The organism is Allosediminivita pacifica (genome assembly GCF_003054175.1).
In the GTDB taxonomy this organism is placed as follows: domain Bacteria; phylum Pseudomonadota; class Alphaproteobacteria; order Rhodobacterales; family Rhodobacteraceae; genus Allosediminivita; species Allosediminivita pacifica.
The window spans coordinates 1-12,615 of the sequence record NZ_QBKN01000009.1 but is presented as its reverse complement, the minus strand read 5'-3'; the positions used below and the strand labels follow the sequence as shown (position 1 = coordinate 12,615).

Sequence of the window (12,615 nt, the reverse complement as noted above, 5' to 3'; positions counted from 1 at the left end):
CTGCCCGTCCGGCCTGCGCCTGTGCAAAGGGGTGCGCGGCGACCGCGCACCCCGGAAGTTCCTGCGAGAGGCAGGCTCAGAGCTTGAGCCCGGCCTCGCGCGCCGCGTCGGCCAGAGCCTTGACGCGACCGTGGTAGAGGAAACCACCGCGGTCGAAGTAGGCGGCCTCGACGCCGGCAGCCTTGGCCCGCTCGGCGATCAGGGCGCCGACCTTCTGGGCGGCTTCGACGTTTGCACCGTTGCCCGTGACACCGAGGTCCTTCTCCATCGTCGAGGCGTGGGCCAGCGTGCGGCCTTCCACATCGTCGATCAGCTGGACGCTGATGTTCTTGTTCGAGCGGTGAACCGACAGGCGAACGCGTCCGGCGTTCACCTGGCGGAGTTTGTTCCGGACGCGCAGGCGGCGCTTCAGGAACAGTTGACGTTTGCTGTATGCCATCTGTCGCGTCCTTACTTCTTCTTGCCTTCCTTCTGGAAGATGTACTCGCCCTTGTAGCGAATACCCTTCCCTTTGTACGGCTCGGGGCGGCGCCAGTCGCGGATGTTCGCGGCGACCTCACCAACCTGCTGCGCGTTGTGCCCCTCGACGATGATCTCGGTGGGCTTCGGGCAGGTGACGGTGATCCCCTCGGGGATCGCGAAGTCGACATCGTGGCTGAGACCGAGGTTCAGCTTCAGGACCTGGCCCTGCAGCTGCGCGCGGTAACCCACGCCCTGGATCTCGAGCTCCTTCTTGAAGGTGTCCGTCACGCCGTGAACCATGTTGGCCACGATCGTGCGGGACATCCCCCACTGCTGGCGCGCACGCTTGGACGTGCCGCGCGGGGTGACGGTGACGGAGTCGTCCGCCACGGTCAGGGTCACGTCGTCGGTCGCCGTGAAGCTCTGGGTGCCTTTCGGCCCCTTCACCTCGATGGTCTGACCCGAGACGTTCGCCGAAACGCCGGACGGCAGAGTGACCGGCTTCTTGCCAATACGAGACATCGGGCCCTCCTCAGAATACCGTGCAAAGCACCTCGCCACCAACGTTGGCGGCACGTGCACTTGCATCCGACATCACACCCTTGGGGGTGGAGACAATCGACACACCAAGGCCCTGACGGACCTGCGGGATGTCCTTGACGCCCATGTAGACGCGACGACCGGGCTTGGAGACCCGCTTCACTTCGCGAATGACGGGGGCGCCTTCGTAGTATTTCAGGGCAATCTCGAGCGTGGGGTGTCCCAGCGCATCGGTCCCGGCTTCGTAGCCGCGGATGTAGCCCTCATCGCTCAGCACATCGAGCACCCAGGCGCGCAGCTTGGACGCGGGCGTCGACACTGTCGACTTGCCGCGCATCGACGCGTTCCGGATACGGGTGAGCATATCGCCGACTGGATCGTTCATGAAATGCCCTCCCTTACCAGCTCGATTTCACGACACCGGGAAGCTGACCGGTCGAACCGAGATCGCGCAGGGCGATACGGCTGATCTTCAGCTTGCGGTAGTACGCGTGCGGACGACCCGAGATCTGGCACCGGTTGTGCAGGCGGGTCGGCGAGGAGTTGCGGGGCAGTTTCGCCAGATCAAGGCGTGCCTTGAACCGCTCTTCCATCGGCTTGGATTCGTCGTTCGCGATCTCTTTGAGCTCGGCGCGCTTGGCGGCGTATTTCTCCACCAGCCGCTGACGCTTCTTCTCGCGTTCGATCATTGCTTTCTTTGCCATGATTCTCGGCTCCCTCAGGCGTTGAAGGGCATGTTGAAATGCTTCAACAGCGCCTTGGCTTCCGCGTCGGACTGCGCGGTGGTGGTGATGATGATGTCCATGCCCCAGACCTCGTCGACCTTGTCGAACTCGATCTCGGGGAAGACGATGTGCTCCTTGATGCCCATGGCAAAGTTGCCACGGCCGTCGAAGCTCGGCTTCACGCCCCGGAAGTCGCGGATGCGGGGCATCGCGATGTTCACCAGGCGATCCATGAATTCATACATCCGGTCGCCACGCAGCGTGACCTTGGCACCCAGCGGCATTTCCTCGCGAACGCGGAAGCCGGCGATGGATTTCTTCGCCTTGGTGGTCACGGCCAGCTGGCCGGCGATCTTGGTCAGGTCTTCCTGAGCCGATTTCGCCTTCTTGGAATCACGCACCGCCTCGGCACCGCAGCCGATGTTCAGGACGATCTTGTCCAGACGCGGGATCTGCATGTCGTTGCCATAGCCGAACTCTTCCTTGAGTGCCGGCTTGATGGTCTCGCGGAACTGCGCCTTGAGACGCGGTGTGTAGCTCTGGGTATCAAGCATCGATCGCGTCCCCCGTGGTCTTGGCAAAGCGGACCTTCTTGTCGCCTTCCATGCGGAAGCCCACGCGGGTCGGCTTGCCGTTCTTGTCTGCGACGGCGAGGTTGCTCAGGTCGATCGGCAGCGCCTTCGGCTGCCGGCCACCCTGGCTTGTCTGGCTCTGGCGGACGTGGCGAACGGCCATGTTCAGGCCTTCCACGACGGCCTTGCCGTCCTTCGGCATGATCTGGGTGACCTCTCCGGTCTTGCCCTTGTCCTTGCCGGTCAGCACGACGACCTTGTCGCCCTTGCGGATCTTGGCAGCCATCACAGCACCTCCGGAGCGAGCGAGATGATCTTCATGAAGTTCTTCGCACGCAGCTCACGCACGACGGGGCCGAAGATACGGGTCCCGACGGGCTCGTTATTGTTGTTCAGAATAACGGCGGCGTTGCGGTCGAACCGGATCGCGGTTCCGTCCTCGCGGCGGACTTCCTTCGCGGTGCGCACGACGACGGCCTTGCGGACGTCACCCTTCTTCACGCGGCCGCGCGGAATGGCCTCCTTCACCGAGACGACGATGATGTCGCCGACCGATGCGTAGCGGCGATGCGAGCCGCCGAGGACCTTGATGCACTGAACTTTCCGGGCACCGGAATTGTCAGCGACATCCAGATTGGTCTGCATCTGGATCATGTGGTTTCTCCCGACCTTCCGGGGCTGTTCTCGTTAAGTCCCCGGGGTTTCGATTGTGATCCGGGCCCCGCTCGGGGCCCGGTGCGCCCGGCTTAGTGGGCGGCTTCAGCTGCTTCGCGCTCGGCGCGCTCACGCTCATGCTGGGCGTGGCGTTCCTCGTCGAGCTTCTGCTGGATCTTGGCGTTCTCTTCGCGCTGGCGGTTGAACGCTTCGATCATGTCCTGGGTCATCACTTCCCAGCGCTTCGTCTTCGACTTCGGAGCGCACTCCTGGATGAAGACGAAATCGCCGACGGAGACGTTGCCGGCTTCGTCATGGGCACGGTACTTCTTCGACTTCTTGATCGTCTTCTGAAGAACGGGGTGCTTCATGCGGCGCTCGACGCTCACCGTAACGGTGTTCGCGTTGGCGGTGGAGGTCACGGTGCCTTGCAGGATACGCTTGGGCATTGTCTTACGCCTCCTCGCCTGCCGCCGAAGCGGCCTTTTCGTTCAGGATGGTCTTCACGCGCGCGACGTCGCGGCGGACCGTGCGCATGCGCGCGGTGTTTTCCAGCTGGTTGGTGGCCTGCTGGAAGCGGAGGTTGAAGGCCTCCTTCTTGAGCTGGACAAGCTGATCCCGGAGCTGATCCGGGGTCTTGTCACGGAGTTCATTGGCGTTCATGTCGCCCTTCCTTCTTCAACATCACCGGAGAGCCCCTTGCATTGCGAGGGTCACCCTGATTCCGGTGGAGTCCGTGGATGAGCGGCCCCTATAGACGTCATGGCCGTTGTTGGCAAGGGCTTCAGTGGGGCTCGCGGACCAGTGCTCGCTGGAACCAGGCAAGAAGGTCGTCTGCACTTATGTCGTGCGCCGCGACGGCGACGACAAGATCATCGACGGGTTCGTCGTCGTCGATGTCGAGGTGGTACCCGCTTCGCTCGATCAGCAGTTCGACAAGTATCCAGGCGGTTCGCTTGTTGCCATCGACGAAGCCGTGGTTTCCGATCATGCTATGCATCAGCGCCGTGGCTTTCTCGGCCAGGGTCCTGTGATACCCGAAATACGGTCGTGCAAGCGCGGATTCGATCAGGTGAAGGCTGGAGATCCCCGGTCTGCCCCCGAAGCTGAGCGCCATTTCATGCGCGCTCAGGGCATCGGCCAGCGTCACCCGGTAGTGCGCCCTAGCGATTGACCAGCCGTTTCAAGGCGGCATTCCGGCGGCTCGAAACCTCCTTCAACAACGCTTCGGTCTTGGGCGTCTTGCGGGACACGCCATTTTCCGTGCCGACCGCCACAAAGCGCCCGGTTTCCGCATCCCGTGCGATCCAACCGTCCTTCAAGGTCGTCTTATGATGTCGCGGCTTCATGGCTCTCAGGCTTCCCTATCCGTGAGAAGCAATGATATCGCATCTCTGGCCGCATTTTCAATGTGTTCCAGCTTGCGCCCCCTACCCTTCGCTGGCCTTCGCCATCTCTTCCTCGAACTCGCGGCGCAGCTTCTTGCGGACACCGGCGGCGCGCTGACGCCGCGCCTCAACGTCGTCGAGCACCTTCAGCTCCGGCACCTCGGAGGGCTTGCCGTCGTCGCCCACCGCGACCATGGTGAAGTAGCACGAGTTGGTATGCCGCGACTTGCCCGACCGGATGTCCTGCGCCTCGACGCGGATGCCGATCTCCATCGATGTGCGGCCCGCGTGGTTCACGCTGGCGCGGAAGGTGACAAGCTCGCCCACGTTGATCGGCTCCTTGAAGACCACCTGATCCACCGAAAGCGTCACGGCGTAGCGCTGCGAATAGCGCGAGGCGCAGGAAAAGGCGACGCGGTCGAGCAGGTTCAGAAGCGCCCCGCCGTGCACCTTGCCGCTGAAGTTGGCCATGTCCGGTGTCATGAGCACCGTCATCTCGAGCTTGCGCGGATCCATCTCTGCCCCCTGCTGGCGCGCCGGTTGTCCGGCTGTCGGACCGCGTTATCGCCGCGCCCCTGCCGCGCGTCCAGCGCGAATGCCCTAGAGCCCGGCGCTGCGGATCTCTTCGAAGCGCCGCGGCAACTCCTCAAGATGCGCCCGAAGGTGTGGGTCCTCGATCTTCTCGAGCAGCGCCTCCGTCGGGTAGTCGGAGGGTGCAAATCCGATGGGCCGTCCCGCGTGATCGACGAAGTGGGCGCAGATGTAGCCGTAGGCCACGAGCCGCGTCCAGAAGATCGGTTTGGCCTCGATGCTGAAGTCCCCCAGGATCGACGGCACAGGTTCCAGCCGGTCGGCATTGCCCGGCCGGGCCACAAAGGCCTCGAACTCGGGGAACGTCATGACGCGCGGCTTGCCGTCCTCGCCGGTGACGATCAGGGCGTGGGCAATGCGGCTCAGCGAATACATGTAGATGTGCTCGACCTGCGCATCCCAGTCGGCATCGGGGTGTTCGAGGATCGCGTCGCCGCTCGACATGGCCTTGGAGATCGACCTCTTGAGCCGCAGTAGCTCGATGGCATCGGGATCGACGCCGAAGTCGGCAATGGCGATCTTGCCCTCGATCACCTCGCACAGAGCAAAGGGCCGCAACAGCTTGTAGGTGACGCTGTTGCCGAAGTAGCCGCCCAGCTTCAGCGACCAGAGCTTGCGCCCCGATCCCAGCGTCCGCACCTGCGCCGCCACGTCGCGCGCTGCAAGCAACAGCTGAAACCGAAGGTCGCCGATGGCGGTGTAGAGCCTGCGGCGGGCCTCGTGCTCATACTCCAGCCGCGACTTCCGCTCGGCCGCGCGACCGTCCAGCCGGGCCTTGACCCGCTCGACCAGAACGCTGGCAAAGGGATTGACGATCAGCGCGACAATCGCGGCGATCAGGGCGGCGACGATACGAGGGTCCCGGAGCAGATCAGACATGGAAACGACCTTGGCGACAATGTCGCCAGAGTGCCCCGGAATGCGGCTCAAGCCCAGCCTGTTTAGGCTGCCCCTTCCCGGGACAATCTTAATGGCGAGTAAAGCCGCCCACCCAAGTCATTGATTGCAAAGGGGTCGAGAAATGTCCCGGCCCGGGACATCTCAAACCCACTTGTAGTTGAAGCTGACCGAAATCCTATCGTCCTCGCTCATGTTCATGGGCACCTCGTGACGCAGCCAGCTCTCCCAGAGCAGCACGTCACCCACCTTGGGCGCCTCGTAGACGAAGGTCTTCAACTCGTCCCGCGCCCCCTTCCGGCGGGTCGGCGCGGCCATCATCATGGGCAGCCGCGGGTCCTCCAGCTTCAGCGCGGAGGTCCCGTCCGGCATCGCCACGTAGGTCGTCCCCGAGATCACCGAATGCGGGTGGATATGGCTGCCGTGGGTGCCGCCCTCGGGCAGGATGTTGATCCAGAGATCCTCGATCTCCAGCCGCCCCTCGCCGAGGTCGAACTCCAAGTCCTCGGCAAAGGCCGCCACATGCAGGTCGAGCGACTTCACCAGCTCCCCGAAGATCGGAAAGCGCCACGGCAGGTCCGTGAGCGAGGCGTAGGAGGTATAGCCCGGATACCCGTTCTCCTCGCACCACTCCTGCCCCGCCTCGTCATCCTCGGCGATGGAATAGCAGGACGCCGCCAGTTCGTCGGCGTCGATCTTGGGTCCCTGCTCGGCAAGCGGGGCACGGTAAAGGCGGGTCGCGAAAAGGGAACGGATCTGGCTCATGATGCCGGTACTAGCCCCCGCCCCGATCCCCGGCAAGGGTTTCTCAAGCCATTGCCGCCATGGTCCGGGCTATGATTCTAATTCCCTCGGTCAGAATGACCCTCCCGCGCTGCCTGCTTGTCCCCCTGCTCCTCTCCGGCCCTGTCGCGGCGCAGGGCATTCCACTGATACAGGGGGCGAACGGGCCGCTGCTCCGGCAAGCCCAGCCCCTCGTCCAGCCGCGCGAGGGCGAGGGCGGCAGTACCGGCGCCAGCCTCTTTGCGGGGCGCGAGGGGACCAGTCTGTTCGCACGCATCCCCCGCTCGCCCCTGCCTGGCCCGAATGCCAGTCGCGGTGAACGCCTGCGCCACCTCATCGCGGCTGCCGAGGCCGGGCCCGATGGCTACGACGCCGTCCAGCACGGTGCCCGAATCCGGCCGCCGAAGCCACCCACACAGATGACCCTGGCCGAGATCGAGGCCTGGACCCGGGCCACACCCGGCCAGCCCCACGCCATCGGTCGCTATCAGTTTATCCCCGACACGCTGCGGATGCTGATAAAGCGGGGCGGCTTCGAGTCCGACACCCGGTTCTCACCGCAGGTGCAGGACCGGCTGGCCGACATGCTGATCGCCGACGCCGGACTTGCCGAGGCGCTGCAGGGCGACCTCACCGCGACGCAGTTCATGAACAACCTCGCCAAGATCTGGGCCGGGCTGCCGACCTCTTCGGGCTGGTCCCACTACCACGGCCATGCCGGCAACCGCGCGACCCGCACCTGGGCCTGGTTCGAACGGCAGATGGCCCCGATCCTGGCGAGCGACACAGACCGGAACTGAACCGCCAAAGAAAATGCCCCCGCCGCGGGTCGCGACGGGGGCATCTGATTTCCAAGGTAAAACCCTGCGGGCTTACCAGTCCTCGCGGACCACCACGCGGGTCTTGATCGGCAGCTTCATCGCGGCAAGGCGCAGGGCCTCGCGCGCAACTTCATCGCTGACGCCGTCGATCTCGAACATCACGCGGCCCGGCTTGACCTTGCAGGCCCAGCGGTCGACGGAACCCTTACCTTTACCCATCCGCACCTCGATCGGCTTGGCCGAAACGGGGGTGTCGGGGAAGATACGGATCCAGACGCGGCCCTGACGCTTCATGTGGCGGGTCATCGCGCGGCGAGCCGCCTCGATCTGACGCGCCGTGATGCGCTCGGGCTCGGTGGCCTTGAGACCGAAGGAACCGAAGTTCAGGTCGGAGCCGCCTTTGGCGAGACCCTTGATCCGGCCCTTCTGGACCTTGCGGAATTTTGTGCGCTTAGGTTGAAGCATGGGTCACTCCTTACCGGCCACGGCCAGCGCCACGGGGGGCGGGACCGTCCTGGATTTCCTGCGCCTTGCGATCGCGCGCCTGGGGATCGTGCTCCATGATCTCGCCTTTGAAGATCCAGACCTTGATCCCGATGATCCCGTAGGGGGTCACGGCTTCGACCGATGCGTGGTCGATGTCGGCACGCAGCGTGTGAAGCGGCACGCGGCCTTCGCGGTACCACTCGGTCCGCGCGATCTCGGCACCGCCGAGACGGCCCGCGACGTTCACGCGGATGCCCTGGGCACCCATGCGCATGGCGTTCTGCACGGCACGCTTCATCGCGCGGCGGAAGCTGACACGACGCTCGAGCTGCTGGGCGATGTTCTCGCCGACCAGACGGGCGTCGAGCTCGGGCTTGCGCACCTCGACGATGTTCAGGTGCAGTTCGCTGTCGGTCATGTTCGACAGCTTCTTGCGCAGAACCTCGATGTCGGCGCCCTTCTTGCCGATGATCACGCCCGGACGAGCCGTGTGAATGGTCACGCGGCACTTCTTGTGGGGGCGTTCGATGATCACGCGGGCAACGCCGGCCTGCTTGCATTCCTTGTAGATGAACTCGCGGATCTTGAGATCCTCGAGAAGCAGATCACCGTAGTCCTTGGTATCGGCGTACCAGCGGCTGTCCCAGGTGCGGTTGACCTGGAGGCGCATGCCGATCGGATTTGTCTTGTTACCCATTAGGCTTGCTCCTCAACCTGGCGCACCTTGATGGTGATTTCCGAGAACGGCTTGTTGATGCGACCGAACCGGCCACGCGCCCGGGGGCGGCCGCGCTTCATCACAAGGTTCTTGCCGACGTAGGCTTCCGCGACGACGAGTTCGTCGACGTCCAGCCCGTGGTTGTTCTCGGCGTTGGCGATTGCCGACTGAAGGCACTTACGCACGTCTTGCGCGATCCGCTTCTTCGAGAAGGTTAGATCGGTGAGCGCGTGATCCACCTTCTTGCCGCGGATCAGCTGTGCGACGAGGTTCAGCTTCTGCGGGCTGGTGCGCAGCATCCGCAGCTTGGCCATCGCTTCGTTGTCCGCCACGCGGCGGGGATTCTTATCCTTGCCCATGGCTTATTTCCTCTTGGCTTTCTTGTCGGCCGCGTGACCGTAGTAGGTCCGCGAAGGTGCGTACTCGCCGAACTTCTGGCCGATCATGTCTTCGGAGACGTTCACCGGCACATGCTTGTGGCCGTTGTACACGCCGAAGGTGAGGCCGACGAACTGCGGCAGGATGGTCGAGCGACGCGACCAGATCTTGATGACCTCGTTGCGGCCCGACTCGCGGGATTTTTCGGCCTTCTTGAGCACATAGGCGTCAACGAAGGGACCTTTCCAAACAGAGCGGGACATGGATTAGCGCCCTTTCTTCCTGGCGTGACGCGAGCGGATGATAAGCTTCTGCGACGCCTTGTTGGTGTTACGGGTGCGCTTGCCCTTGGTCGGCTGACCCCAGGGCGTGACCGGGTGACGGCCACCGGAGGTCCGGCCTTCACCACCGCCGTGGGGGTGGTCAATCGGGTTCATGACGACACCGCGGACGGCGGGGCGCTTGCCCATGTGGCGGGTGCGGCCGGCCTTGCCGAAGTTCTGGTTGCTGTTGTCGGGGTTCGACACGGCACCAACGGTGGCGAGGCATTCCTGGCGGACCATGCGCAGTTCGCCCGAGCTCAGGCGGATCTGTGCGTAGCCGCCGTCACGGCCGACGAACTGGGCGTAGGTGCCCGCGGCGCGTGCGATCTGGCCGCCCTTGCCGGGCTTCAGCTCGATGTTGTGGACGATCGTCCCGATCGGCATGCCGGAGAAGGGCATGCAGTTGCCGGGCTTGATGTCGGCCTTCGCGCTGGAAATCACGCGGTCGCCGATGGCGAGACGCTGGGGCGCGAGGATATACGCCTGCTCACCGTCGTCGTACTGGACGAGTGCGATGAAGGCGGTACGGTTCGGGTCATATTCGATGCGGGCAACGGTGCCCTGCACGTCGAACTTGCCCCGCTTGAAATCGACGATCCGGTAGAGGCGCTTCGCGCCGCCCCCGCGGCGGCGTGCGGTGATGCGTCCGGTGTTGTTCCGGCCGCCCTTCTTCGTCAGGCCCTCGGTGAGGTGCTTGACGGGGCGTCCTTTATACAGCTCCGAACGGTCGATCAGCACCAGCCCGCGCTGGCCCGGCGTCGTCGGCTTATACGACTTGAGTGCCATGCTTTCTGTCTTCCGTTAGCTTGCGGCCCGGCAGGCGGGCCTATGTCAGGGGCGGCGAGCCGCCCGGGTATAGGGCCCCTTAGGTCCCCGGTGGTATGGCAGGAAACCTGCCGGATGGCGTTGCCGCCAAAATCATGCGGCCCCGGAACGAATCCGGAGCCGCGAAAGATGCCCGTGACTATTAAAGCCCGGTCGAGACGTCAATGGTGTTCCCCTCCTCGAGGGTCACATAGGCCTTCTTGACGTTGTTGCGGCGGCCGATCTGGCCACGGAACCGCTTGACCTTGCCTTTGGTGATGGTCGTGTTCACGGCCTTCACCTTGACACCGAACAGGCTTTCCACCGCTTCCTTGATCTGCGGCTTGTTCGCGTCGATGGCCACCTCGAAGACCACGGCGTTCGCTTCGGACGCCATGGTGCTCTTCTCGGTGATCACCGGCTTGCGGATCACGTCGTAGTGCTCTGCCTTCGTGCTCATTTCAGTCGAGCCTCCAGTGCTTCGACACCCGCCTTCGTGAGCACCAGGGTGTCACGCTTGAGGATGTCATAGACGTTGGCGCCCATCGACGGCAGCACATCGAGACCTTCGATGTTGCGCGCGGCCTGGGCGAAGTTCTCGTTCACCTCGGGACCGTCGATGATCAGGGCGCGCTTCCAGCCGAGCTTGGCGACCTGCTGAGCCAGTGCCTTGGTCTTGCCGTCGCAGTCGGCGCTGTCGATCACGACGAGCGAGCCGTCGCGTGCCTTCGAGGACAGCGCGTGCATCAGGCCGAGGCGGCGGACCTTCTTGGGCAAGTCATGCGCGTGGCTGCGCGGGACCGGGCCCTTGTAGATACCACCCTTGCGGAAGATCGGCGCGTTCCGGTCACCGTGACGTGCGCCACCGGTGCCCTTCTGGCGGTAGATCTTCTTGGTCGAGTAGCTGGTCTCGCTGCGGGTCTTTGCCTTGTGCGTGCCCTGCATCGCCTTGTTGCGCTGCCAGCGGACGACACGGTGCAGGAGGTCGGCGCGCGGCTCGAGGTCGAAGACCTCGTCCGACAGCTCGACCGACCCGGCGGTGTCGCCGTCCAGTTTGATCACGTCGAGTTTCATTCCTCGCCTTCCTTCTTGTCGGCGTCGATATCAGCCTCGGCCTCTTTCAGGGCCTCTTCCTGCTGAGCCGCTTCTTCGGCCAGCTTGGCTTCCTCGGCGGCACGGGCCTCTTCCTCGGCGGCGCGCGCGGCTTCTTCGGCCTGGCGCTTGGCCTCATCGGCCGCGGATTTCAGCGCGGCGGGCAGGATGATACCTTCGGGCTGCGGTTTCTTGACCGCATCCTTGATGGTGACCCAGCCGCCCTTGGAACCGGGCACGGCACCCTTGATCATGATGATGCCGCGGTCGGCATCGGTCTTCACGACCTGCAGGTTCTGGGTCGTCACGCGGACGGCACCCATGTGGCCGGCCATCTTCTTGCCCTTGAACACCTTGCCGGGGTCCTGACACTGGCCGGTCGAGCCGTGCGAGCGGTGGCTGATCGAGACACCGTGCGTGGCGCGCAGGCCGCCGAAGTTGTGCCGCTTCATGGCACCGGCGAAACCCTTACCGATCGTGGTACCGGCGACGTCGACAAACTGACCTTCGAAGTAGTGGTCGGCGGTGATTTCCTCGCCAACCTCGATCAGGTTCTCGGGCGCCACGCGGAATTCCGCGATCTTGCGGCGCGGTTCAACCTTGGCGACGGCGAAATGGCCGCGCATCGCCTTGCTCACGTTCTTGGCCTTGGCAGAGCCGGCGCCAAGCTGAACGGCGGTGTAGCCGTGCTTGTCAGCGGTCCGCTGAGCGACGACCTGGCAGCCGTCGAGCTGCAGCACCGTCACCGGGATCTGCTTGCCGTCTTCCATGAAAAGCCGGGTCATGCCCAGCTTCTTCGCGATCACTCCAGAGCGCATCTGACAGCCCTCCTTATACCTTGATCTCGACGTCAACGCCGGCGGCGAGGTCGAGCTTCATCAGGGCGTCCACGGTCTGCGGGGTCGGATCGACGATGTCGAGAAGACGCTTGTGCGTGCGGATCTCGAACTGGTCGCGCGACTTTTTGTTCACGTGGGGGCCACGCAGAACGGTGAATTTCTCGATCTTGTTCGGCAGCGGGATCGGTCCGCGCACCTGCGCGCCCGTCCGCTTGGCGGTGTTCACGATCTCCTGCGTCGACGCATCGAGGACGCGGTAATCGAACGCCTTGAGCCGGATGCGAATGTTCTGGCTTTGCATTGTCTTAGCCTGTCTTGGCGTTGGGGTTGAGAGGAAGAGACACGCGCATCGCGCCCCTTCGTCGAACCCTTGAAAAGCAAGGTGCGCAGTCCACTGCGCACCTCACCTGATTACGTGGTGGCGTGCCAGGCCGGCACGCCACGTTGGATCACTCGACGATCTTGGAGACGACGCCGGAGCCGACGGTGCGGCCGCCTTCGCGGATGGCGAAGCGGAGGCCGTCTTCCATGGCGATCGGGGC

The 12,615-nt window shown here is 64.1% G+C and carries 25 protein-coding genes; 1 reads left to right on the top strand and 24 read right to left on the bottom strand.

Annotation, left to right across the window (positions count from 1 at the left end):
* Window positions 1-76: 76 nt before the first annotated feature.
* The 14 genes from rplR to C8N44_RS08470 all read right to left on the bottom strand — a co-directional run bounded on the left by rplR (window position 77) and on the right by C8N44_RS08470 (window position 6,594).
* Window positions 77-439 carry a 50S ribosomal protein L18 gene (gene rplR, locus C8N44_RS08535; protein ID WP_107975775.1) on the bottom strand — a complete coding sequence of 121 codons (363 nt, stop codon included), beginning with the start codon at window positions 437-439 and terminating at the stop codon, window positions 77-79.
* Between the two features lie 11 nt (window positions 440-450).
* Window positions 451-984: a 50S ribosomal protein L6 gene (gene rplF / locus C8N44_RS08530; protein ID WP_107975774.1), complete on the bottom strand. Its 534-nt coding sequence runs from the start codon at window positions 982-984 to the stop codon at window positions 451-453.
* A gap of 10 nt (window positions 985-994) precedes the next feature.
* A complete protein-coding gene (gene rpsH / locus C8N44_RS08525; protein ID WP_107975773.1) occupies window positions 995-1,387 on the bottom strand; it encodes a 30S ribosomal protein S8 in 393 nt (130 codons plus the stop codon).
* A gap of 13 nt (window positions 1,388-1,400) precedes the next feature.
* Window positions 1,401-1,706 (bottom strand): 30S ribosomal protein S14, encoded by a 306-nt coding sequence (rpsN, locus tag C8N44_RS08520; RefSeq protein WP_107975772.1) that lies wholly within the window; start codon window positions 1,704-1,706, stop codon window positions 1,401-1,403.
* A 14-nt stretch (window positions 1,707-1,720) separates the two neighbouring features.
* Window positions 1,721-2,281, bottom strand: a complete 561-nt coding sequence (rplE, locus tag C8N44_RS08515) for a 50S ribosomal protein L5 (RefSeq protein WP_107975771.1) — start codon at window positions 2,279-2,281, stop codon at window positions 1,721-1,723.
* Window positions 2,274-2,585 (bottom strand): 50S ribosomal protein L24, encoded by a 312-nt coding sequence (rplX, locus tag C8N44_RS08510; RefSeq protein ID WP_107975770.1) that lies wholly within the window; start codon window positions 2,583-2,585, stop codon window positions 2,274-2,276. Before rplX ends, rplE begins: the two co-directional genes overlap by 8 nt.
* Window positions 2,585-2,953, bottom strand: coding sequence for a 50S ribosomal protein L14 (gene rplN, locus C8N44_RS08505; protein WP_107975769.1), 369 nt, complete (start codon window positions 2,951-2,953; stop codon window positions 2,585-2,587). Before rplN ends, rplX begins: the two co-directional genes overlap by 1 nt.
* A 92-nt stretch (window positions 2,954-3,045) precedes the next feature.
* Window positions 3,046-3,402: a 30S ribosomal protein S17 gene (gene rpsQ / locus C8N44_RS08500; protein WP_107975768.1), complete on the bottom strand. Its 357-nt coding sequence runs from the start codon at window positions 3,400-3,402 to the stop codon at window positions 3,046-3,048.
* 4 nt (window positions 3,403-3,406) lie between these two features.
* A complete protein-coding gene (gene rpmC, locus C8N44_RS08495; RefSeq protein WP_107975767.1) occupies window positions 3,407-3,616 on the bottom strand; it encodes a 50S ribosomal protein L29 in 210 nt (69 codons plus the stop codon).
* 121 nt (window positions 3,617-3,737) lie between these two features.
* Window positions 3,738-4,103: a type II toxin-antitoxin system death-on-curing family toxin gene (locus tag C8N44_RS08490; RefSeq protein ID WP_107975766.1), complete on the bottom strand. Its 366-nt coding sequence runs from the start codon at window positions 4,101-4,103 to the stop codon at window positions 3,738-3,740.
* Window positions 4,104-4,116: 13 nt separating this feature from the next.
* A complete protein-coding gene (locus C8N44_RS23335) occupies window positions 4,117-4,275 on the bottom strand; it encodes a hypothetical protein (protein WP_158274024.1) in 159 nt (52 codons plus the stop codon).
* Window positions 4,276-4,383: 108 nt separating this feature from the next.
* Complete coding sequence (locus C8N44_RS08480; protein WP_107975764.1) at window positions 4,384-4,857, bottom strand: acyl-CoA thioesterase; 474 nt, start codon at window positions 4,855-4,857, stop codon at window positions 4,384-4,386.
* 84 nt (window positions 4,858-4,941) lie between these two features.
* On the bottom strand, window positions 4,942-5,811 hold the full coding sequence (locus C8N44_RS08475) for a hypothetical protein (protein ID WP_107975763.1): 870 nt from the start codon (window positions 5,809-5,811) through the stop codon (window positions 4,942-4,944).
* A 162-nt stretch (window positions 5,812-5,973) separates the two neighbouring features.
* Complete coding sequence (locus C8N44_RS08470) at window positions 5,974-6,594, bottom strand: 2OG-Fe(II) oxygenase family protein (RefSeq protein ID WP_107975762.1); 621 nt, start codon at window positions 6,592-6,594, stop codon at window positions 5,974-5,976.
* 95 nt (window positions 6,595-6,689) lie between these two features.
* On the opposite strand from C8N44_RS08470, the gene C8N44_RS08465 reads away from it, so the two are divergent.
* A complete protein-coding gene (locus tag C8N44_RS08465; protein WP_107975761.1) occupies window positions 6,690-7,412 on the top strand; it encodes a lysozyme family protein in 723 nt (240 codons plus the stop codon).
* Window positions 7,413-7,484: 72 nt separating this feature from the next.
* On the opposite strand, the gene rplP is transcribed toward C8N44_RS08465, so the two are convergent.
* The 10 genes from rplP to C8N44_RS08415 all read right to left on the bottom strand — a co-directional run.
* Window positions 7,485-7,898, bottom strand: coding sequence for a 50S ribosomal protein L16 (gene rplP / locus C8N44_RS08460; RefSeq protein ID WP_107975760.1), 414 nt, complete (start codon window positions 7,896-7,898; stop codon window positions 7,485-7,487).
* A 10-nt stretch (window positions 7,899-7,908) separates the two neighbouring features.
* Entirely contained in the window at window positions 7,909-8,616 is a 708-nt protein-coding gene (rpsC, locus tag C8N44_RS08455) for a 30S ribosomal protein S3 (protein ID WP_107975759.1), read from the bottom strand.
* Window positions 8,616-8,996 carry a 50S ribosomal protein L22 gene (gene rplV / locus C8N44_RS08450; RefSeq protein WP_107975758.1) on the bottom strand — a complete coding sequence of 127 codons (381 nt, stop codon included), beginning with the start codon at window positions 8,994-8,996 and terminating at the stop codon, window positions 8,616-8,618. The genes rpsC and rplV overlap by 1 nt, the downstream gene beginning before the upstream one ends.
* Window positions 8,997-8,999: 3 nt before the next feature.
* Window positions 9,000-9,278: a 30S ribosomal protein S19 gene (rpsS, locus tag C8N44_RS08445; protein ID WP_107975757.1), complete on the bottom strand. Its 279-nt coding sequence runs from the start codon at window positions 9,276-9,278 to the stop codon at window positions 9,000-9,002.
* Window positions 9,279-9,281: 3 nt separating this feature from the next.
* Entirely contained in the window at window positions 9,282-10,124 is an 843-nt protein-coding gene (rplB, locus tag C8N44_RS08440) for a 50S ribosomal protein L2 (RefSeq protein ID WP_107975756.1), read from the bottom strand.
* A 181-nt stretch (window positions 10,125-10,305) separates the two neighbouring features.
* Window positions 10,306-10,602: a 50S ribosomal protein L23 gene (locus C8N44_RS08435; RefSeq protein WP_107975755.1), complete on the bottom strand. Its 297-nt coding sequence runs from the start codon at window positions 10,600-10,602 to the stop codon at window positions 10,306-10,308.
* Window positions 10,599-11,216: a 50S ribosomal protein L4 gene (gene rplD / locus C8N44_RS08430; protein ID WP_107975754.1), complete on the bottom strand. Its 618-nt coding sequence runs from the start codon at window positions 11,214-11,216 to the stop codon at window positions 10,599-10,601. The genes C8N44_RS08435 and rplD overlap by 4 nt, the downstream gene beginning before the upstream one ends.
* A complete protein-coding gene (gene rplC, locus C8N44_RS08425) occupies window positions 11,213-12,052 on the bottom strand; it encodes a 50S ribosomal protein L3 (RefSeq protein WP_107975753.1) in 840 nt (279 codons plus the stop codon). Before rplC ends, rplD begins: the two co-directional genes overlap by 4 nt.
* 13 nt (window positions 12,053-12,065) lie before the next feature.
* On the bottom strand, window positions 12,066-12,374 hold the full coding sequence (gene rpsJ, locus C8N44_RS08420; RefSeq protein ID WP_007792792.1) for a 30S ribosomal protein S10: 309 nt from the start codon (window positions 12,372-12,374) through the stop codon (window positions 12,066-12,068).
* Window positions 12,375-12,522: 148 nt separating this feature from the next.
* Window positions 12,523-12,615 (bottom strand): EF-Tu C-terminal domain-related protein (locus C8N44_RS08415; protein WP_210204150.1); only part of this gene is annotated, 93 nt, incomplete at its 5' end.

What these genes read in the sequence shown, in the direction of transcription:
- rplE (WP_107975771.1), bottom strand. Translation starts at nt 2,281, where the DNA reads ATGCTTGATACCCAGAGCTACACACCGCGTCTCAAGGCGCAGTTCCGC.
- rpsJ (WP_007792792.1), bottom strand. Translation starts at nt 12,374, where the DNA reads ATGCAAAGCCAGAACATTCGCATCCGGCTCAAGGCGTTCGATTACCGC.
- rplP (WP_107975760.1), bottom strand. Translation starts at nt 7,898, where the DNA reads ATGCTTCAACCTAAGCGCACAAAATTCCGCAAGGTCCAGAAGGGCCGG.
- rpsN (WP_107975772.1), bottom strand. Translation starts at nt 1,706, where the DNA reads ATGGCAAAGAAAGCAATGATCGAACGCGAGAAGAAGCGTCAGCGGCTG.
- rplF (WP_107975774.1), bottom strand. Translation starts at nt 984, where the DNA reads ATGTCTCGTATTGGCAAGAAGCCGGTCACTCTGCCGTCCGGCGTTTCG.
- C8N44_RS08480 (WP_107975764.1), bottom strand. Translation starts at nt 4,857, where the DNA reads ATGGATCCGCGCAAGCTCGAGATGACGGTGCTCATGACACCGGACATG.
- rplR (WP_107975775.1), bottom strand. Translation starts at nt 439, where the DNA reads ATGGCATACAGCAAACGTCAACTGTTCCTGAAGCGCCGCCTGCGCGTC.
- rplX (WP_107975770.1), bottom strand. Translation starts at nt 2,585, where the DNA reads ATGGCTGCCAAGATCCGCAAGGGCGACAAGGTCGTCGTGCTGACCGGC.
- C8N44_RS08435 (WP_107975755.1), bottom strand. Translation starts at nt 10,602, where the DNA reads ATGAGCACGAAGGCAGAGCACTACGACGTGATCCGCAAGCCGGTGATC.
- rplV (WP_107975758.1), bottom strand. Translation starts at nt 8,996, where the DNA reads ATGGGCAAGGATAAGAATCCCCGCCGCGTGGCGGACAACGAAGCGATG.
- rpsH (WP_107975773.1), bottom strand. Translation starts at nt 1,387, where the DNA reads ATGAACGATCCAGTCGGCGATATGCTCACCCGTATCCGGAACGCGTCG.
- rpsC (WP_107975759.1), bottom strand. Translation starts at nt 8,616, where the DNA reads ATGGGTAACAAGACAAATCCGATCGGCATGCGCCTCCAGGTCAACCGC.
- rplC (WP_107975753.1), bottom strand. Translation starts at nt 12,052, where the DNA reads ATGCGCTCTGGAGTGATCGCGAAGAAGCTGGGCATGACCCGGCTTTTC.
- C8N44_RS08470 (WP_107975762.1), bottom strand. Translation starts at nt 6,594, where the DNA reads ATGAGCCAGATCCGTTCCCTTTTCGCGACCCGCCTTTACCGTGCCCCG.
- C8N44_RS08475 (WP_107975763.1), bottom strand. Translation starts at nt 5,811, where the DNA reads ATGTCTGATCTGCTCCGGGACCCTCGTATCGTCGCCGCCCTGATCGCC.
- C8N44_RS08465 (WP_107975761.1), top strand. Translation starts at nt 6,690, where the DNA reads ATGACCCTCCCGCGCTGCCTGCTTGTCCCCCTGCTCCTCTCCGGCCCT.
- rplN (WP_107975769.1), bottom strand. Translation starts at nt 2,953, where the DNA reads ATGATCCAGATGCAGACCAATCTGGATGTCGCTGACAATTCCGGTGCC.
- rplD (WP_107975754.1), bottom strand. Translation starts at nt 11,216, where the DNA reads ATGAAACTCGACGTGATCAAACTGGACGGCGACACCGCCGGGTCGGTC.
- rpmC (WP_107975767.1), bottom strand. Translation starts at nt 3,616, where the DNA reads ATGAACGCCAATGAACTCCGTGACAAGACCCCGGATCAGCTCCGGGAT.
- rpsQ (WP_107975768.1), bottom strand. Translation starts at nt 3,402, where the DNA reads ATGCCCAAGCGTATCCTGCAAGGCACCGTGACCTCCACCGCCAACGCG.
- rplB (WP_107975756.1), bottom strand. Translation starts at nt 10,124, where the DNA reads ATGGCACTCAAGTCGTATAAGCCGACGACGCCGGGCCAGCGCGGGCTG.
- rpsS (WP_107975757.1), bottom strand. Translation starts at nt 9,278, where the DNA reads ATGTCCCGCTCTGTTTGGAAAGGTCCCTTCGTTGACGCCTATGTGCTC.